This window comes from Butyrivibrio sp. AE3004 (assembly GCF_000703165.1).
Taxonomy (GTDB): Bacteria; Bacillota; Clostridia; order Lachnospirales; family Lachnospiraceae; genus Butyrivibrio.
Genome location: NZ_JNLQ01000002.1, coordinates 2,057,450 through 2,077,726, shown reverse-complemented (window position 1 = coordinate 2,077,726; position 20,277 = coordinate 2,057,450). Strand labels below are relative to the sequence as shown.

The following is a 20,277-nucleotide window of genomic DNA, read 5'->3' as shown; positions in this document are numbered from 1 at the left end:
AAAGGAAAATATGGCAGATTACCCTATTATTTCTGACGTAAGTTCATACATAGTAAGGACACTTCGCGAAAAGATGTGTCCTGAGCCCATTCCATCACCTAATAATATAGAGATTTCATCTCCGGCATCTCAGGATGTTGATTATCTTGTAGGGGTGTATCTCTATGACATACGTGAAGAGATGGAGGTGTCTTCTCCAAGATATGTTCAGAGGGGAAAGGCAGAAATATCAAGACCGCCAAGACCATATGCACTATATTATATGGTCTTCATAAACGGATCCGGACAAATGGGTCTTAAAGATCCGGATATGCAAAAAATAGTTGGGAAAATAGCGCAGATCGTGAATGACAACAATTCCGTCAGACCCAACGAACTCCAATCATGGCTCGAAACTCAGGAACCTCCGATAGTACTGTCTCAAGCGAAGATAAGTCTGGAGGAAAAGGTAAGGGTGTGGCAGGCAATCAATAAGCCCTATCAGCTTAGCCTGTTTTATAAGGCGGGCCCGGTATACCTGTCAAGCGCAGAAGTTGTTAATACACCGCGCGTTACTGATGCGAGCTTTGAAATTGGAATTACCGGCGAAGAAAGGGGGTAAAGCTATTAAGTGACTAAGGTGATTACAGCAAAACTTACACTTGCGGTGCGGCTACTCGATACCACAACCGGTAGAGAGATAACCGAGACGGATTTGCACTTTATGATTGATGGGGAAAGAGTTATACCCATGAAAAAAGAGAGTGCAGTGTTTGTTTTCGTAAACCTTTGCAAAGAAGACTTTCTTATGCAGATCAATGTTTACGGATACGACGAAATGACAATGCAGGTGAAAACAAATGAGCTGGATCATAGGTTTCCTATGTTAGATGTTTTCCTGATGCCGTCAGAGAAAAATCGATTAGGTGGCGATGTACTAAAGATTACCGGAAACCTTTCAGGACTGGAATATATCGAGGCGATAAGCTTAAGTCGTCCGATAGGAATCTTCCACAGCGAGGCGAGTAAGAGGGATGTATATAAAATGAACCTTCTTCCCCTTGTGCCGGGAGGAGGTGTAAGGCTCGACCTTATGAAATATGCAATATTTAATGAAGCAGAAGGGCGCTACGACTGCTTTGAGGTCAAAGGGCGTGACACCGAAAACAGTTTCATTTTGACAGAAAAATTGCAAAATGAACACAGACCTAATGACAAAATCTACCGGTTAATTTACGGAAGAGCCGGTCCTGGAGACAGATTTACTCTCAAGGTGAGAGATGAAGGTGAATCTTTACCGTATCTTATTCGTTTTGGGATTGATGGTAAAGAGTATTTCAGGAAACTTGATTTTCATCTTGAAGCAGGGGAGATAAATCTTCTTAAAGGCTCCGACAAAGAAAAATCTTTAGATTGGAAGGATGGAGAAAAAGATGAGTGAGCTTGTAACAATGTCCGGTACATGCGTATGTTCCATGGGAACGGCGCCTGCACCGATTAAAGTAACAAGTCAGGCAAAGGTTCTTGCAGGCGGAAAGCCCTGCGCAACAATTGCCGATTCAGCTCCGCTCTCTAATGTAGGCCCATTCGGTATGTGCACATCACTTGCAAATCCCCAGGTCGCTGCAGCAACTGCAGCAGCATTGGGAGTCCTGACACCGCAGCCATGTGTACCGGCTCCTGCGGGAAGCTTTATTCCCACAAAGCCCAAGATCATTATTGGCGGCAAACCGTGTCTGACAAATGACTGCAAACTGATATGTTCATACGCAGGCCAGATTTCCATCGTTAATCCGGCTCAGGTAAAAGCGACCGCACAGTAAATCAAAAAGAGAGGTAAAGTATATGGCAGAGTATTTTTCACCAGGCGTATACGTTGAAGAATATGATAATTCTCCCCGCAGTATCGAAGGCGTTGGTACATCTACAGCTGGCTTTATCGGACTTGCGGAGAAAGGCCCTATTGTTGGAGCACCTGTTCTCATTACGAACATGAAGAGTTTTAAACAGAACTTTGGTGGCTATCTTACTGAATTTGGTTACGGAGAATATCGTTTTCTTGCTAACAGTGTTGAACAGTTTTTTGAAAACGGCGGAACAAAATGCTTTGTAATGCGTGTTGCTCCAAAGGATGCAAAAGAGGCAACTGCAAAGAAGGGTATCCTTACAGTAACTGCTTCAAGCCCCGGAGCATGGGGAAATAAGGTGCAGATAGCAGTATCAACAAGTAAGAGAAAGAAACTTCAGCTTACTGAGAAAACAGAGACTGCTTACATTGCAAGATCAATCGAAGGTTTCAGAGAAGGAGATATTGTCGAGTTCGAGGGTACATATACCAAGATCAAGACAATCTTCGACAGGGAAGTAACCTTTGAAGACGAGCTTCCGGATACAGTAATAGATCCGGGACTTGTACCAAAATCAGTTTTATATCTTGTTACCATTGATATGACTGTACGTTACTCAGATGAAACGGAAAACTATCAGGATCTTTCACTTAACATTGAATCACCGAGATATATCGGATCAAGACTTGATTCAAGTGAAATAATCAAGATTGAAGTTGCACTCCCGAAGGAAACAGGAAATCCTGTTGAAGCTATTCTGGGAGAAGGCCAGACTGATGGAATCTTCTATCTTGAAGGCGGTGCCGACGGTTCTGTATCGAAGGTTGATGCAGGCACTTTCATCGGAGAGGACAACGGCCCCGGCAAACGTTCAGGACTGCAGTCATTTGTTGATAATAATCTCATCAGTATGCTTGCAATTCCCGGTGTCACAATTCCGGAAGTAATAGTGTCACTGGTCGGACATTGCGAGAAGCTGGGCAGCCGCTTTGCGGTACTTGATATGCCAAGGGACAGCTACAAAGTGCAGGATCTTTTAAACTACAGACAGATAGTGGATTCAACCTATTGTGCTATGTATCATCCCTGGATAAAGGCTTACGACAGATCATCCAACAAGCCGGATTTCTTCCCTCCGTCAGGTGCGGTAATGGGCGTATTCGCAAGAACAGATATAGATCGTGGTGTACACAAGGCACCTGCTAACGAGGTAGTATTCTGCACAGGTCTTTCTGTTAACTACACCAAGGAAGAACAGGATTTCCTTAATCCTGAGGGCGTAAACCTTATCAGATCACTTCCCGGACAGGGTATCCGTATTTGGGGCGCAAGAACTGCTTCCAGCAACAGCTCCTTTAAATATGTCAATGTCAGAAGACTGTTCATCTATGTGGAAGAGAGTATCAAGAAAAATACAAACTGGGTTGTATTTGAGCCTAATGATTCTACTCTTTGGCAGAGAGTCAATCTTACTATTTCCAATTTCCTTGACGGACTTTGGAGAAATGGAATGCTGGCAGGTGAATCAGCTGCAGAGAGCTTTTTCGTAGACATCGGACCATCTACCATGAGTAAGGATGACATCATGAACGGAAGACTTATTTGTAACATTGGTATAGCACCATCCCGTCCTGCTGAATTCGTCATCTTCAGGGTAACACAGCATACCGCTGAAGCCGGTGGTGGCGCAGAAGAATAATAGCAATCGGGAATGATAATTGAAAGGAGTCTTAGATTATGGCTACTGCTTATGAAAATGGTAAAGGATCTGCCTATCCATTAACTAAAATGAATTTCATCGTGACAGTAGATTCTATCTCAGGAACGGCAGCCTTTTCAGAGGTTACGGGAGTTGAGGCATCAGTAGATGTAATTGAGTTTCGTCAGGGAAATTCAGGTTCACTTGCACCCGTAAAACTTCCGGGACTTGTAAAGCATGGTAATGTTACTCTTAAGATGGGTTATATTCTTTCGAGTGCATTTAAAACCTGGGTTATGGATTGTGTAAGTGAGACCAGAGGATTACCTCCGCGTCATAACGTTATTATCGAGCTTATCGATATTAACGGAGGAGCACCTACAGCAACAGTGACATCAGCTACAGGTACGGTTCAGTGGACACTGACCAATGCATGGGTAACAAAGTACAATGCACCTGATCTTGATGCAAAGAACAGTGATGTTGCAATTGAAACTGTTGAGATTGCTTACGAGGAGCTTGTAATACCTAACTAATTAAGGCCTATTTACCTTTAGGGCACAGGAGCCTACGCTCCTGTGTCCAATAAAGCAAATATGCCATATGAAATACCGCAATGGGGATATGCGGATATTTTTCGGATTTTGTTTTACTATTTTTTTTACAGGAGGATGATATGGAAACAGTTTATGATTTTACATTACCGAAAGGGTATATGGATTCACACGGGGAGCTTCATAAAAAGGGCAAAATGAGACTGGCTACTGCAGGCGATGAGATATCCGCCACAAGGGACCCCAGAGTTTTGGCCAATCCGTCATTTCTGACAATTGTAATCCTTAGTAAGGTAATAACAGAGATAGAAGGCCTTGAATCGGTTACGGCAACTACCGTAGAGCAGTTTTTTACTGCCGATCTGGCATTTTTACAGGACATGTATCAGAGAATAAACGATGTTGAAGCGCCCACAATGAAGTGCGTTTGTCCTGACTGCGGCAAAACCTTTGAGGTTCCTCTAAATTTTACACGGGAGGGCTAAGACTTTATCCAAAGGATGAACTCTACAGAGAGATGAGTTTTATTTCCTACTACTTTCACTGGGGACAGGATGAGGTCATGAACCTGGAGCATTCTGAGAGGCGAAGGTGGTGCAGTGAAATATCAGAGATAAATAAGAGTCTTAATCCCTCTAAAAAGAAAAAAGAAAAAAGTATTTTAGACATGAAACCAACGAGGTAAGAATATGCCAGGGACTTACAAAGGTATAATTGATACTGTTGCACCGGCAGTAATGAGTGAAGGTGGAGCAAATGTAAAAAATGATGCTCTTCACAATCCTGTTACAGCATTTAATTTTGTACTTGAGGTGGAGGCAATTTATTATGTTCCGCTCAAGTCTGTGAAGGCTTTTACAAAGGAAAATGAATATGAGTATATACGAGAGGGCGGTGTAAACGATTATGTTCATTTGAAAAGAAAACCGATTTCAAAGCCGTTTACTTTTCAGGTGGAAAGATATGTCGGAACAGATACGGTAAACGACCCGCTTGCAAACGGAACAGAGTTCATTCTGCCGCTTGTACTCTATATCTATAAGCATAAAGCAAAACAGGGATACGCATCGTCGGCACCATCCGATCCTTCAAGAATTTATATCTTTACCGGATGTACGGTTATAAGTAAGGAATACGGAGCGCTGGATGCGGAGAGGAGCGGCCTTCTTACGGAAACCTCTACTATTGCCTATAGAGAGCTTATCGTGGTTCCGAAGTTATAAGGCAATACGAATAAATAATTATCTAAGGGAGCTAGGCTATGCTGAAGATTTTATCACCGATTGAAATCAAGGCAAAAACTTCATATATACGTAATCCTGAAGCATTCTATTACAGAATTATCGGTAGTTATTCTCTTTTGGAGAGCGGTATTTCAAAGGAGGATCTGCTTCACATTTCAACAACACCTCCGGAGATATATGTATCCGAAGGTGAAGGAATGACTAGTATTTTAAACAGATCCGAAAGTAATACGACCAATCTTCAGAAGGTGGAGGTCTTAAATAACGTTCTTAACCGTATAGTTGCATCGGCTGACGTTAATCTTACCTATCAGGACAGAGTTTTTATTACGGACGCCTTATACAAGCTTGGAATAAGAGATGACAGGAAGTTTATGAATGCCTTTTACCGTATGGCAAGAGAAACCAAAAACCTTAACAAGCTTATAAATCTGTATATTGAAGGTGGTCATAATTTAAGAGAACTTGTTGAAAAGTATGAGAGCACTATAGAGAAGGAAAAAAAGTCCGAGTTTGTAAGTTATGAGAAGGAGAGGGAAAACACTCTTTTTTCAAGAATAATGGACAGACTTCATACGGGAGATATTTACAAGGCTGTTTCGAGCTTCAATAAGAGCGTTAATGAAAATGAGATTAACAGAACGGAGTACAGCCTTTCCGATCAGACTTACACCGCGCAGCACATCCTTTTGGGCGGACTTAGACAGAATGCGAAAGTAACGGAAGAAAACCTCGTATTTTTTAACAGTGATATTTATGAGCAAAATGAGAGCTATGATGAATCAGATATTTCAAATGTAAAAAATGACATTACAGCAGCGGTACTTCTTGATGTTTTGAAAAATATCTATCATACGGGCTTTGAAAAAATAAGCAGAAGGCAGGAATCATATTTTGAATTTGAGGATACCTTCTATAAAGCAGCCGATCAGACCTTTGTAAGACTTTTGGATAATACGCAGATAAATTCTTACACAGCTGAAAACAAAGAGGAGCTTGCAATCCTCGGAGACAGACTTGAAACTGCGGAGATTGAAATTCTTGAGAAGGTGGGAAAAGGGACAATAACCACGAGAGAGCTCAAAAAGCTGTCGGATGTGATTAACTCCGTGATTGTTCAAAATGACAGAAGTGTATTGGATTACTCTACATATCTCCAGATACTTGGCAGAGAAATTCTCTCATCACAGGAACGCATGCAGCAAAGTATGACAGGCCCGGGGCAGGGAACAATACTTGAGCTCACACAGAATTTCAACAAGGTATTGGAAGAGGATAATACCAGACAGATAAATGAATTCGTAGATTCGCTTAATATAAAAAATGAAGCGCAGAGAAATGAATATATAAATTATATTGAGAATATAATAAAAATTTATCTGCCGGACGAAGGCGCAAAAACCGGTTCCGAAGGAGAAAACAAAGAGCAGCCTTTTGTATCGGAAAAGGATATATATGAGGGCCTTCGGGAAATAGTATATAAATATGAAAAACCGGGCGAAGAAGAGGAAATGCCGGCAGACCTTGAAATCCTAAAAAGAGAGGAACAGACAGGATTAGAAGCTAAGGCAAAGGAAATAAAAGAGTTTGCGGGCCTGATACAAGATGAAAACGAAAGAAAGAAAGCAGAGTACGACAAATATATTGAGTACATAAAAAAAGCAGGGGAAGCTGACAGGGGCAAGGTATCTCAAAAAAGAGAACATGAGGCCTTTGGTGAAGAACCGATATCCCTTGAAATAGTAAAGTCTTTTACTTCCTCTGAGAAAAGGAAGTATATAGATGAAATAACAAAGAGTTTCATTTCTTTGGATAAGACAAAGAAGTCTACCGAAGAAAAAGAGACACCTCCAAAGAAAAAAGAACTTACAAAGCTTATATTTCCCGATGCGGAAACGACAGAGCTTACTTCAGCAGAACTGACAAATATTGTAAATCAGATTGACGAACTTAATATATCTGAAAACAGAAAGGAAGCCTTTGTCAGGTATATAGTGAGTTTAAAGAACACTAAGACAAAAGAGGCTCTTATTAGCAGAATTGAATTATTAAAAAAGGAACTGGCTTTAGGGCTTCCTTATTCAGAGACGGAGAAATCATATCTTTCCTTTGAGGATAGGATTAGAATAACGGATTATGTAAATGCACTTAACCTTCAAGATGAAAACAGAAAAGAAGAATATATAAGCTATCTTGAGGCCATAAGGAAAAGAGACATTATAAGGCAGGAGCAGGGTACACCTGAAAGCCTGAGCGTCGAAGAAAAGCAGGAAATTCTGCATATCTCTGATTCAGAAATGGAGACACCGGAGGAGGAAAACCGCAGAATTACTGAAGCTGTCAATGCCATATATGCACAGAACGAACAGCGAAGAGTCGAGTACATGAAGGCTCTCGAAAGAGTAAAGAAAGAGACGGCAAAGGCTGAAAAAGAAGACAGGATTGAAAAAACAAAAAAGGATGCCATTCTCGCTCTGAAAAATCCCGAGGAACTAAAAAGAAAGCTGGAGGAAAATACTAAGGCCGAAAAGGAAAGACAAGCTGTTATCATGAACGAGATGCTGAGTCTTTTTCCGAAGGAAACAGCAGAAGTTTACAAGCTTATAAATGAGTATTTTAACGGAAATGAATCTCTTGTCGAAAACAACATTTTAAGACCGGCTTCTCTTGGTGAACTGATCTATGATATAGACGAAGCTACAGGTGAAAGTGAAGTGTCCGAAAATATGGACAGTCAAAAGGCAGGGGAAGAATCAGAGCTTGTTAATACACTAAAGAAAATTAAAAAAGATGAACAGGATAAACTGCAGCAGGAAAGCCAAAAAAAGCAGACACTTATTTATAATGAATTACAGGAGCTTTTCCCAAATCAGGAGGGCACTATAAACAGCATTATAAATGAATACTATGGCGGTGATGTAAATATCCCTGAGGGTGTTCATGCAAGAGCCGCTTCTCAATTAGAACTGATAAGGGATCTGCAGGAGGCTGAAAGTTCGGGTGATGGCGAAGGTCAAATATCGGAAAGCCGTTCCCCGGAGGTTTTGGAGTTTTTGGAAGCAGTAAAAAAGGAAAGGGCAAACGGTGGTCAGAGCACTGCGGCTACAGAAAGCTTCGACAGGCCTGTTGAGAAGGTCTTTAGGCAAACCGAGACACTCTCTGCGGAAGAGATAAATGAGCAGCTTTCCGAACTGAAGAACAATATTTCAAGACAGGTAAAAAGTGAGATCAGAAACGAGACCGTGTCGGAGAATAATGTGACTAACAGGCGACAGGTTGTGACCACGGAGACCTCAAGCAGCAGTATCAGCAGCTCGGATATTCAGAAAATGATAGAAAACGGTGTAAAACGGGAGATGAATACCATTAGCAATCAGGTTATAAATAAGCTTGAGAGACAGATGCGCAACGAGAAGGTTCGCAGAGGATATTTATAGAACAAAATCAGCGCTTTTTCCGAATAAAGCTACATAAGCGGGAAAGGAGGAAACTTTGGCAAGTATTCTAAATACACTCGGTAGCGAAACAATAAGTATGATGTCTACCGGTAGAACAGACAAGGCAGTACTGTATGTTTATCTTGTAGATCTTTTTGATGATAAAGATGATGACAAAGACATCTCACAGGAAATTGAAGATATATCAAGGCTGGAAAAGGGACTTATGAAAAAAGCATCACAAAAGCTTTCGGCGCTGGGTAAGCTTAAAGGCGCAGCAGCAGGAAGAGCATCGGATGCGCTTAACAGTGTTATCCCCGGTAACAACAGCAGTCAGTATATAGGCGATATTGATAAAGATTACACCAATTTTGTCAAGTTCTATGTTCAGTACAATCCTGCTACGATTAGTATGTCGACAATGACAGGAAGACAGGAAAAAAAGGCTAATGACGGTGGAATTGATAATGTCAGGGTTTTTGATTTTGCCGGTAAGACGAAGCTTTCTTTTGATCTTATATTTGATGATTGTGATAACATGGATGCTTTTGGAATGAATGAGATTGCAAATCTAAATGTTACCTCCGGAGTAAATAAACTTGCAAACATCTATGCCAACGGGGCGACGGGATTTAGTGTCAGAAAGAGGATGGATGCCATAATGTCTCTTCTTTCAACGATTTCTACCCAGCAGGTTGTGTTCTTTTGGGGAAAAACGTGCTTTAGAGGATTGCTTACCGATGTAAACAACAAATTCACCATGTTTAACGGGAAGGGCAATCCGATAAGGGGCGAGATGCACATTGAGATTACCCAGGATGCAGGTCAGAGCGAACGGTTCGGTTATGATGAGAAGTACTGGGATGAAGCCTTTCAGAGGTGCTTTAAGAATTCATCGGAAGGCTTTTTGGCTTCATCTGCAGGTTCAACCGTTTCGGATAAACTCAAGAATAACAGTATTATTAATTTGGGGATTTAAGTTATATGTCTATATTTGATTCGATAAAATCAACGGCCGGGGTTACTGAGAAGGCTGTCATAATTATCGGTGATTCTTCCGAGGTAGAAGTTAAGGAAGTTGCTGCACCGAAGCCCTCAGCAGGGATCGGGAGAGGATTTTCACTGGCCTCCCTTACGGATGCAAAATTTGATAGTAGTCTTGTAGCTGGGTTTCTCGCAGATGCCGGGTTAAAGTCAGATGATAAGAAACAGTTTGAGGCCGTAGGCAGTGTTAAAAAGTTTAAATTTGAAGTTCAGTTTAATCCTGCTGAAATAACGATTAGCGGTTATGGTGGTGAGAATATGCCGATGCAGACCTATGGACCATCGAGGAACCAGGATGAACCGCCGCATGAACCGCCGCCGGGGCCTCCTCCAAAGATTGGATCTCGAATGGCTGCAACGGATACCCGCATAACCATGAATTTTAAAGTTGTATTTGATAAAACACCTATAAATAATATGATCAGCAAAAATATGGGTGTAAAAGCGGTTAAAGCTGTTGCAGGACTCGGCCCCGGTTCCGTACAGGACGAGGTTGAGGCACTGCATGCCGTTGCGAGAGATGATAATAAGAGACTCGCCATGTTCGTTTGGGGAGATATGATATATGAAGGGGTTATAAATTCAATTAATTCCGAATATGTCATGTTCAAGGAAAACGGAGAACCTATAAGGGCTAACGTGAACATAGGAATGCTGCTGTATGGCACGCATGATCTGGGAAAGAATATTGAGGTTTGGAAGAAGGAATACAATATAGATTTTTATTCCATAAAAGGAAGTACATCCAAAATGTTTCACATTGATTTATAAAGAAGGATATTTATGGCAGCTGTTGACCTTAAGCAATTATATAAAAAGTACGAGGGCTTTTATTATCCGAAAGCCAGAGTATATTTAGGCGGGGCTAACCCGGAAGAAAACAAAAAATTAAATATCGCGATCATGGATTACAGGGTGGAGCTGACCAGCGATCTTAAGGCGAGCATCGCATCCTTTTCCATTCGCAATTCTTATGATCCCGCCTCAGGAGCATTCAGAACAAAGGATTTAAAAAAGTTCATTGCTCTTGGAACCGACGTAAAAATACTTATGGGACACAGCGCAAGTATTACCGAGGTCTTCAAGGGATATGTGGCAAGAGTTGATTTTATTCATGATTCAGAGATTACCGGAGGCTCCATAATCCGCATAACAGCCATGGATATTAAGGGCATTATGATGGCAAACAACAGCTCTAAGAGACTTAAGGCGAATTATTACTGCGATGCGGTCAAGGAAATTCTTGATATGAAACCTTATATGGCGCTTGTCAATAACGGGATTATAGATAATATTTCCGTATCTGATACTCCTGACAAGCCTCAGGGCGGCGGCATGGGAGAGACACCCGATATCAGGATAGAGATGGTTGCGGAGAGTGATTACGACTTCATTTTGAAAGCCGCAAGAAAATTCAATTACGAGTTTTTCTCAATCGGCGGAAATGTTGTTTTCAGAAAAGCAAAGGCCAATACGCAGGAGCTTGCGGAAATAAGACCTTCAAACATGATCATGTCCTATGAGATCAGCTATGACATTACGGGGATTGTAGGAGAGGTTGCTGTAAGAACACTGGATATCGGGAAGGCTTCGAAGATTGAATCAAAGAAAAAGAATACCGGAAAGATATCTATAGGAAGTAAAGCAAAGCCAATTGTTTCAGGGCAGTCATTTGTCTATATCGATTCATCAATAGAGTCGAAAACAGATGCCGATAACAGGGCATCGTATATTCTGGAGGATATGTCCTACAGGCTGGGGCACCTTAGAATGACTCTGTGCGGAATGCCGGAGCTTGTGCCGGGAAGATTTGTTACTTTGAAGGGATTCGGTGAAGCGGCTTCCAACAAATTTTACATCACAGATGTAATACACGAATACGAATTTGAGGGTAAATATCTTACCACGATAGAGGGAAAAGCCTCGACGTTATAGGAGGAAGTAAATGCCTTTTTTTGATATTGTTGATGATGTTGCCAGACATCAGATGGAAAAGACAGATATGTGGGACAATCGTATAAACGGCGTAATGGTCTGTACGGTTGTAAAGAATTACGACAAAGAAAAACAGGGATTTGTTCAGGTCAATATTACCACAAGGGATTATTCAGAAAACCGGCTCGTATGGGCGAGAATGGCCCTTCAATATGGGGGCGATAAATGGGGCAGCTATTTTATACCCGAAGTCGGAGATCAGGTTATTGTGGCATTTGAACAGGGATGCATAGAGAGAGCTTTTATCATAGGCGCTGTTCCCAAAAACAATTCGGCCTTTATGAAAGGTGCCTTTGATGAGAATAATAAAGTAAAGAGAATAAAGTCAAAAAACGGAAATACCATTGACATTATAGATAACAAAGAGGGTGAAGGTGACAATGACAAGATAACCCTGACAACAGCCAAGGGGCTGCATAAGGTTGAACTTGATAATGAAAAAAAGAAAATACTTGTTTCTGACAAGGACGGAGAAAACAAAATTGAAATAAAAACAGAAAACGGTCAGATGGAGATAGTCGCCAAGCAAAAGCTGACCATAAAGGTCGGAGACAATATAAAAGTCATCATGAACGGATCAAACGGAACAGTATCCGTTGAATCAACAAAGCTTAAGATAGATGCTTCCGACACCGTTGAAATAAAATCAAATAACAGAGTGAATGTTGAAGGCGGTAATGTAGCGGTTTCCGGAAATTCAATGCTAAAGTTAAAGAGTTCGGGACCTGTTTCCGTAGAGGGAACACCTATAAAGCTTGGATAAAAAGGGGGAGAAAATGGAGCAATCCTTTTTAGGAACGGGAGTAGCCTTCCCGCCGGAAATAGATCCGGCAACAGGAAGGTTTAAAATGAGCAGCGGCTCTCAGAGTGTAAAAGAATCAATATATCTTATTCTGATGACACAGGTTACGGAAAGACTTACGAGACCTGATTTCGGAACACAGACAGCCTCTTATGTTTTTATGAATGTAAATCTCACAGAACTTACAATCATGAGAAGAGAGCTTACTGATTCAATACTACGGCAGGAACCGAGAGTCAGAGACGTTGTGGTTGATGCTGACATGAAGGCTCAGCAGGGGTATATCCTGATCAACATTGATTACACACTGGCACAGAATAATCAGCGTGGGAATCTGGTATTTCCTTTTTATCTTAACGCTGAACCGGAGCCTGATACTGATGAAGAGTATTATGAGCCCGATATTATTGATACTTAATCATAAATTTCAAGAGGAACTAAATGGAAAGTGCATTCAGACCTCAGAGTGCTGAGGACATAGAAAACAGAATAGAAGAACTCAGAAAATCATATACACCTGAGTGGAAGTTTGACAGGGATAATCCTGATGCCGGTTCTGTCATAGCCCAGATTTTTGCGAGACAGACAGAAGAGAATAACCGCTTAATGAGTCAGATGCCCGAAAGATATCATATGGAATTCGTAAATCTTCTGGATTCATCACTTAAGCCTGCGCAGCCATCTGCCAGTATTGTAATTTTCAATATGGAAGGAGGGACGGTACCGGGGGCAAGAGTTCCGAAAGGAACAAGATTATCTGCCTCTTCCGACAAAACAGAATCAGGTTCTGTTATCTTTGAGACAGAAAGAAACCTGTACGTCACAAATGCAAAAATAAAAGCGGCATTTATGACGGATGCGGAAAGAGGTACATTTACACCTGTTTTTGGAGATTTCAATATTCCTGAGATAGTCACAGGTACACTTGACAGTATACGCGGTGAAGAGGAAAGAATGGCACTGCTGAATGAGTCTGCAGAAGAACTGGCGGAAGCTGAAGAGGTATCTTCTGCAATCCCTCCGTTTACTCTTTTCGGAGAAAAAGAAGATATCGGAAGAAGCATACTGATAATCTATGAGGAAAGACTATTTGACGGTGCGGGTGAATCCGTATATATCAGATTTACAGATGCGGATGATCTGATACAAAGGGTGCAGTCAGGAGATCTGGTTTTTAAATATTTTGCGGATAACGGCTTTAATACCTTTGATGAGGTTACACTTTTAGAAGATAATTGTACTTTTCTTCTTGTTAAGAGCAGAGAATGCAGAAAGACAAGTATAGGTGAAAGAAAATATTCGGTAGTCATTCTTGAATCGCAAAAGACCATGACGGATTCTCTCGGAGTATCAGATGTGCTTATTTCCGCAGGCGGTGATTCAAGGGCACCTGAATATGTCGGAGACGGAATAAAGGAACTTGAGAAAAGGAAGTTTGCGCCGTTTTCCGATGAACTCGCAGTTTATAATGAGTGTTATATTGGACACTCACCCTGTTTTTCAAAAAAGGGTTCAAAGATAACCATAACCTTTAAGGCTTCATACAAAGAGGCTTTTCACCGTATAACTCCGGAGCAGGAGGAAGCGGAGCTTGCAATTATCAAATTAAAGCCTAAAAAGCTTCCCTTTGATATTCCTACCGAAGCAAAGGTAGAAGAAATCATAATTGAATATTTTAACGGCATAGGCTGGAAGAAACTGGTCTGCGACGCAGAATACGACGGAATGTTTAAGAGCTGTGAGCCCGGGGATTACAAGCTGAGCTTTATCTGCCCCGACGATTGGGAAATATCGGAATCAGGACCTTACAGCGGAAGATGTCTCAGAATGAGAATTGTTAAGGCAACTAACTGTTATATGCGACCTGCGATTCACATGTATCCTGAGATAACTGACCTTAAGATTTCTTATTCCTACGAGGGGAAGTTTGTAAGACCTAAAAGGCTTGAGAGAATTGCAGGTACAAAGAAAACAGATATCACAGCTCACCTTGCTCTGAATAAATCTTTTACAGTACTGTCCGGAAATGATTATCATGAAGACGCACTGTATATAGGTATCGATAAAAAACTGACCGAAGGCCCGATAAGTTTATATTTTCAGCTATCGGACAATAACAATCAGAGCGGAGTAAGATGCAGACTTGAGTATAGCGGACCATCAGGCTTTTCGGAGATGAGAATAACCGACCTTACCGAGGACTTTACGAGATCCGGCGCGGTTATGTTTATGCCTTCCCAGGATATGACCGAAAGTGTTCTGGAAGGTAACAGGTTGTACTGGCTTAAACTTGTAAGATCGGTCAGAGAGGAAAATGAAAAACTTGATGCCTTTCTTCCCAAAATAGTAATGATGTGTATGAATGCGGTCATAGTGTCCAATATACAGACCAGTGATGAGCAGGATTACTATATAGAAGAGGTGCTTCCAAATGCAAGTATTTCGCTTGGTGTGGACAATATTCTGGATGCCTTTGTCTGGGTAAACGAAAAAGGCTATACCAGACGTGAAGAAATGGAAGAACTTCTTAATATGCATCCCGAAAGGGTGAGAGCCGAGTACGATTTCCTTGGAAGAATATCGGCCTTTTACGTACTTTGGGATGAGGTGGACAGCTTTAATGCTGCTCCTCACAAGAGATGCTACCGCATAGACAGAATGTCGGGAAAAATTATTTTCTCTGACGGAACAAAATGTGATATTCCAAGGGTTACGGATGATATAGCCTTCAAGGCAAGGATTCGCTCAACCGACGGATATGAGGGAAATCTTGCTGAAGGTGAGATTTCAACCTTCCTGGGACAGGAAGCTTACATTGATACTGTGTACAATCCTATAAGAGCTCACGGAGGAAGTAACCTTGAAACGATAGACCACGCGCTTTTGCGATGCGCAGGTATTTTACATTCAAGATACAAGCTGGTTTCGGAAACTGACTATTACAGATTCTGCATGGATTATTCTGATAGCATAGATAAGGCAAAAATTGTAGTGGGTCAGACGATAGACGGGCAGGAGCTTCCCGAGGATATTTCGGTTGTTCTTCTTATGAAAGATTATGCGGACGGTGCATTTTCATTTCATAGAGTATCGGCAGCTTTGCAGAGAGAAATGCTCAAATTCTGTGAGGTAACCATATCGGAAAAACATCTCCACATTGTTGAGCCGGTATTTGTGGATGTCTCGGTAAATGTATGGGCTAAAACAATGAATATGGATGATGCCTTCGAAGTCCAAAGCGAAGTAAAGACAGTTTTAAATGACTATCTTGATCCGGTCGGAAATGCAAAGGAAAACGGCTGGGATATCGGAACACTTCCGAAAGAATCCCAGATTTTAATGAGACTTGGAATTCTCAGAAATAAAGCAATTATTCAGAGGATTACCATGATAGGTCATTATATTGATGCGGACGGCGAACATGAGATGGATACAAAAGATATTAAGATAACTCCTTTCATGGTTGTCAGAAGCGGAAAACATACAGTAAATATTACAAATAAGTAAGGATGTATTAAAAATGCTCAGAGTCGAAGAATTAAAAGCCAGAACATATGAAGAGAGAATGGAGGATGTATTACTCGAACTCCCTATAAGATCTTCTGAGTGGACCAATTACAATGCCTCAGACCCCGGAATTACCATTCTTGAGAATCTGACTGCTTTTTCAGCTCTGCAGGGCGCCGAGATTGTGACCCTGAGCTACAGAGCAAAGATGGCGCTTCTTAAGATGGCCGGTTTTTTACCCAAAAGAGGTAAATGCGCAAGAGTTCTCCTTTCAGCCGATGATCTGGAGGAGCCTATGGTAATACCTGCCGGTGAGCGGTTTCACCTTGGCAGTCTTTGCTTTGAAAATCTGAAGGAAGGCGTTATAGGTCAATCAAAGATTGCAGGTATTTTTACGGATGATGGCAAGGAGGTAAAGGATTACAGCTATATTCTGGATAAAGATATATCTGTTCCGGCCAAGCTTTTTGGAGAGACACCCAAAAAAGGAAACAGCATCTATTTTATTGTTGAAGGCGATCCGTCAGATTATAAGGAAATATTACTCTATATTAGTATAATGGCTAATTCTGCAAGAAATATTACTGAAGACAGAACAGAGCACATTTTCGCGGATATAGTATGGGAATGCTTCACTGATGACGGATTTGAGAAATTAAAGGTAAGGGATTTTACCGGAGCATTTATAAACAGTGGTGAGATCAGACTCTCAATGCCAAAGGGAAAACCACGGATTTATGAGAATACTCCCCGAAAAGGGTATTGCATAAGGGCCACACTTGGAAGGGCTGAGTACGATATAGTGCCAAAGATCACAAGTGTTTCAGGCTTTTTGTTCGAGGTATGGCAGAAGGATACAAAGAGCTTTAGCCAGAGCTTTAGCAGAAATGACAACATAACGGTTAAATCCCCTATAGGAGAGGATGTATATTATCTTGTTTTCGGAAAGGAAAACAAAGGACCATCCTACAGAAGATATGAGCTTGTTACAGGCACAGACCTTAAGGGGAGATACTGCCTTTATACACAGAACAAGGATGGAAGTATTACCTTTTCCTTTTCTGAGGAGAATTTCGGATATGCTCCCATTAAAACCAAGGAGAGTGTGAGAGTTATAATTTACAACGAAGAGATTATGCGTCGTTACAATGTGGGTAAGGTTATAGGATATGATGACCAGGAAATAGAAATACCCTGTACAAATATTGTGCATGAAACCTTTTTCCTTATAGCACGCAGAAAAGAGAAAGACGGATATATCTATGATTTTGTAAGACCTGAGAAAAAGGCCGACGGCTCCCTGTATTATCATCTGCTTGAGGGAGAGGGAAGAATTATTATCGAAGACCCGGGTGACTATATAGATGCCGATCTTTTTATGGGAAGTGTGTCCACAACAGACGGCAGTATCGGAAATATCGGAGCCGGAAATGTCATGAAGATGGAAAGTGATACAAAGCTTCCCGGGTTCTATAATCCCGCAGGCGGGACCGGTGGGTGCTTCAGAGAAAACTTCGATGAAGTGAGGGAAAGATTTGTACAGGACATGCTGATCCCCTACAGAGCTGTAACAGCAGAGAACTATGAGTACATTGTAAAGAGCACTCCCGGACTTTGTATAAGAAAAGCAAAAGCCGTGATGGATGAGAGCAGGAATATGGTCAGGGTAACTGTTCTTCCGGATTCGGATGAAAAATTCCCGAAGCTTTCTTCAATTTACATAAAAAAAATAACCGAAAGGCTGGAGGAAAGAAGACTCATAACCAGTCAGTTTGAGATTGTAAAGCCGAGCTTTGTGGCGATTTCCGTGAAGTGCACCGCTTATGTGAAAAGACATTACAAGGATTGTCTTAAACAGATAGAGGATAGGATAAGGACGAAGATTGATTACATAAATTCCGACCACAATTTCGGAGACAAACTTAAGTTTGAGGATGTTTTTTATGCGATAGATAACCTTGACTGTATTGAATATGTATATAACCTATCGCTTCATTCGGAGAACAGCACTCTTGCGCAGATGAAGGAGTATGACATCTATCCGAGATTTGACTGCTTATGTTATCCCGGGGAAATCAATGTTGAGATAGTTACATCAGAAAAATAAAAGAGGAATCGGGAAATTTTTATGGCGAACGATATTTGGTATTCGATTAAAGAAAACAGATTAAAACAGGGGTGCATCGAAGGCTTTACATTTAACGGTGATAATACGCTCTATTTTGATCAGAACAGCATGGACCATTTTGCCTTTCTTAAGCCGATAGACGGAGTGGAACAAGGCTCAAAATGGGGGAGAATGAATTGCAATCTTCTTTCGTCAGAGGAAATTGTATGTTATATTTATATTGTGGCAACTGATGAGCTTAATATAGTTACCGGGGAGGGACAAAGCATTCAGATTGATGAATTTCTCTATGACACCGAGGTTAAGTTCTATAAGAAAATAGCGCTTATGTCAAAGCTTGGTGCAAAGAGATTTATCAATACGGGAGATATATTGTTGTATGATCTTGAAGGCAGATTTTTGTTTATTGCATTTGAGATACTTGGTAATGGAAAGGCATCTATCGGTAACATCAGAGTAGGTGTGAGGGGTGACAATTTCATGGGGGCTTTCCCTGCTGTCTATCAGGACAGAAACAGTTTTTTGCATAGATATCTTTCTATTTTTTCCAGTATTTACAATGATATAAGCGAGCAGAATGACAAATTGTATGAAATACTTGACCTTGATAAATGCTCCGTTGAAATGCTTGAAATGTACGGCTCCTGGTTCGGAATTGACTTAAAGGGTGGTTTTTTACCTGAGGATGTTCTAAGAAACATAGTGAAGGAAGCATATAACCTTAACAGGATGAAGGGAACGAAATGGGTTCTCGAAAGACTTCTGACTATTATGCTCGGAGATGATGCTGTACTTTATGAAAACAGACTTCAGGATGGCGGAATATTTAATGTGACTATTCTAATCAACAGAAAGCTTACTGAAGAATTAAGGCATCAGATTATGTTTATTCTGGATCAGTTCAGACCGATAAGAACCAGAATACGACTACTCCAGATGGAAAGAGAGGCAGTAGTAGATGGCAACAGCTACCTTGATCTGAACGCAGCAATACCTTCCGAGAAGCATCTTGTACTTGATGAAGAAGCCATGTATGACGGGACTATTACTCTGATCTGACATTATTACATGACGGTAGGAAATAAGAACATGACAGTAGATGAGAAAATGACGGGAGATTTGATTACGCTGACAATTCACGGAAGGGTTGAAACGTTGAACTCGGATGAATTTCAGAACGTAATTCTTAAAACCTTTCAAAAGAGTAAAAATATAATACTTAATATGAATGATGTACCCTACATATCAAGTGCGGGACTCAGGGCATTGCTTATTGGTACTAAAACTGCGACCTCAAAAGGTGGGAAGCTTATTATCACGGACTGTTCACCCGGAGTCAAAGAGGTATTCAGGGTTACGGGTTTTGATGGGATATTTAACATACAATGATTTCATTTAACCATGTAAAAAAAGAATATGTTGCAGGCGGGCAGATCACCAATGTCTACGAGAATTTCAATGAAATAATCGAAGACGGTGAGTTTGTTGTGCTTACAGGTGAGAGCGGAAGCGGTAAATCCACTCTTATAAAAATGATCCTTAAGGAGGTTGAACCTCAGAGCGGAACCATATTAGTTGACGGTAAGGATATTTCCAAGATAAGTACAAAGCAGATACCATTTTACCGGAGAGGAATTGGGGTTCTTTTTCAGGACTTCAGACTGATCCAGAGTGAAACGGTTTATGATAATCTGGTAACTGCAATTCTGGCTACCGGTGGCTCCAGAAAAGAAGCCGGTAAAAAAATTGTTAATGTACTTACAATGCTTGGGATTGACAGACTTCACAAGAGATATCCGAAGGAACTCTCGGGGGGAGAGCAACAGAAGGTATGTCTTGCCAGGGCAATCATAAATAATCCGAGACTCCTTCTTGTGGATGAGCCGACAGGCAATCTTGATCCGACTTCTTCGGAAGAGCTGAACAGACTTCTTGAGGTAATTAACAGACAGGGGGTAACGGTGGTCATGGCTACGCATGACATAGACGCCGCTAAAAGGCCCGGGAGGCGAAGAATAAATTTAGATATGAAAAAATAAGG

General features: G+C 41.2%; 18 protein-coding genes and 1 pseudogene. All 19 read left to right on the top strand.

Going from position 1 to position 20,277, the window contains the following annotated elements:
- The first annotated feature begins 10 nt into the window (after nt 1–10).
- The 19 genes and pseudogenes from BV60_RS0112055 (at nt 11) to BV60_RS0111970 (ending at nt 20,275) form a co-directional block, all read left to right on the top strand.
- Nucleotides 11–601, top strand: a complete 591-nt coding sequence (locus BV60_RS0112055) for a DUF4255 domain-containing protein (protein WP_029322100.1) — start codon at nt 11–13, stop codon at nt 599–601.
- A gap of 9 nt (nt 602–610) precedes the next feature.
- Nucleotides 611–1,420, top strand: coding sequence for a hypothetical protein (locus BV60_RS0112050; protein WP_029322098.1), 810 nt, complete (start codon nt 611–613; stop codon nt 1,418–1,420).
- The gene (locus BV60_RS0112045) at nt 1,401–1,802 is read left to right on the top strand and encodes a DUF4280 domain-containing protein (RefSeq protein WP_242840977.1); all 402 of its coding nucleotides are present in this window, start codon (nt 1,401–1,403) and stop codon (nt 1,800–1,802) included. The genes BV60_RS0112050 and BV60_RS0112045 overlap by 20 nt, the downstream gene beginning before the upstream one ends.
- A gap of 22 nt (nt 1,803–1,824) precedes the next feature.
- The gene (locus tag BV60_RS0112040) at nt 1,825–3,525 is read left to right on the top strand and encodes a phage tail sheath family protein (RefSeq protein ID WP_029322096.1); all 1,701 of its coding nucleotides are present in this window, start codon (nt 1,825–1,827) and stop codon (nt 3,523–3,525) included.
- A gap of 38 nt (nt 3,526–3,563) precedes the next feature.
- The gene (locus BV60_RS0112035; RefSeq protein ID WP_029322095.1) at nt 3,564–4,061 is read left to right on the top strand and encodes a phage tail protein; all 498 of its coding nucleotides are present in this window, start codon (nt 3,564–3,566) and stop codon (nt 4,059–4,061) included.
- A gap of 140 nt (nt 4,062–4,201) precedes the next feature.
- Nucleotides 4,202–4,564, top strand: a complete 363-nt coding sequence (locus tag BV60_RS0112030) for a hypothetical protein (protein ID WP_029322094.1) — start codon at nt 4,202–4,204, stop codon at nt 4,562–4,564.
- Nucleotides 4,565–4,575: 11 nt separating this feature from the next.
- Nucleotides 4,576–4,764: pseudogene (locus tag BV60_RS24520) on the top strand (DUF6760 family protein); the annotation flags it as partial.
- A gap of 4 nt (nt 4,765–4,768) precedes the next feature.
- The gene (locus tag BV60_RS0112025) at nt 4,769–5,302 is read left to right on the top strand and encodes a hypothetical protein (protein WP_029322093.1); all 534 of its coding nucleotides are present in this window, start codon (nt 4,769–4,771) and stop codon (nt 5,300–5,302) included.
- A 38-nt stretch (nt 5,303–5,340) separates the two neighbouring features.
- Nucleotides 5,341–8,760 (top strand): hypothetical protein, encoded by a 3,420-nt coding sequence (locus BV60_RS0112020; protein WP_029322092.1) that lies wholly within the window; start codon nt 5,341–5,343, stop codon nt 8,758–8,760.
- A gap of 55 nt (nt 8,761–8,815) precedes the next feature.
- Nucleotides 8,816–9,739: a CIS tube protein gene (locus tag BV60_RS0112015; RefSeq protein WP_029322091.1), complete on the top strand. Its 924-nt coding sequence runs from the start codon at nt 8,816–8,818 to the stop codon at nt 9,737–9,739.
- A 5-nt stretch (nt 9,740–9,744) separates the two neighbouring features.
- The gene (locus tag BV60_RS0112010) at nt 9,745–10,575 is read left to right on the top strand and encodes a CIS tube protein (protein ID WP_029322090.1); all 831 of its coding nucleotides are present in this window, start codon (nt 9,745–9,747) and stop codon (nt 10,573–10,575) included.
- A gap of 12 nt (nt 10,576–10,587) precedes the next feature.
- Nucleotides 10,588–11,739: a phage late control D family protein gene (locus BV60_RS0112005; RefSeq protein ID WP_029322089.1), complete on the top strand. Its 1,152-nt coding sequence runs from the start codon at nt 10,588–10,590 to the stop codon at nt 11,737–11,739.
- A 10-nt stretch (nt 11,740–11,749) separates the two neighbouring features.
- Nucleotides 11,750–12,562: a phage baseplate assembly protein V gene (locus tag BV60_RS0112000; RefSeq protein WP_029322088.1), complete on the top strand. Its 813-nt coding sequence runs from the start codon at nt 11,750–11,752 to the stop codon at nt 12,560–12,562.
- A gap of 13 nt (nt 12,563–12,575) precedes the next feature.
- Nucleotides 12,576–13,019: a GPW/gp25 family protein gene (locus tag BV60_RS0111995; protein WP_051656696.1), complete on the top strand. Its 444-nt coding sequence runs from the start codon at nt 12,576–12,578 to the stop codon at nt 13,017–13,019.
- A 23-nt stretch (nt 13,020–13,042) separates the two neighbouring features.
- The gene (locus tag BV60_RS21120) at nt 13,043–16,108 is read left to right on the top strand and encodes a hypothetical protein (protein WP_035777259.1); all 3,066 of its coding nucleotides are present in this window, start codon (nt 13,043–13,045) and stop codon (nt 16,106–16,108) included.
- 13 nt (nt 16,109–16,121) lie between these two features.
- Nucleotides 16,122–18,215, top strand: coding sequence for a baseplate J/gp47 family protein (locus BV60_RS0111985; protein WP_029322086.1), 2,094 nt, complete (start codon nt 16,122–16,124; stop codon nt 18,213–18,215).
- 21 nt (nt 18,216–18,236) lie between these two features.
- Entirely contained in the window at nt 18,237–19,295 is a 1,059-nt protein-coding gene (locus BV60_RS0111980; protein WP_029322085.1) for a phage tail protein, read from the top strand.
- A 9-nt stretch (nt 19,296–19,304) separates the two neighbouring features.
- On the top strand, nt 19,305–19,625 hold the full coding sequence (locus tag BV60_RS0111975; protein ID WP_081846667.1) for an STAS domain-containing protein: 321 nt from the start codon (nt 19,305–19,307) through the stop codon (nt 19,623–19,625).
- On the top strand, nt 19,622–20,275 hold the full coding sequence (locus BV60_RS0111970) for a cell division ATP-binding protein FtsE (protein ID WP_156036072.1): 654 nt from the start codon (nt 19,622–19,624) through the stop codon (nt 20,273–20,275). The genes BV60_RS0111975 and BV60_RS0111970 overlap by 4 nt, the downstream gene beginning before the upstream one ends.
- Nucleotides 20,276–20,277 lie beyond the last annotated feature (2 nt).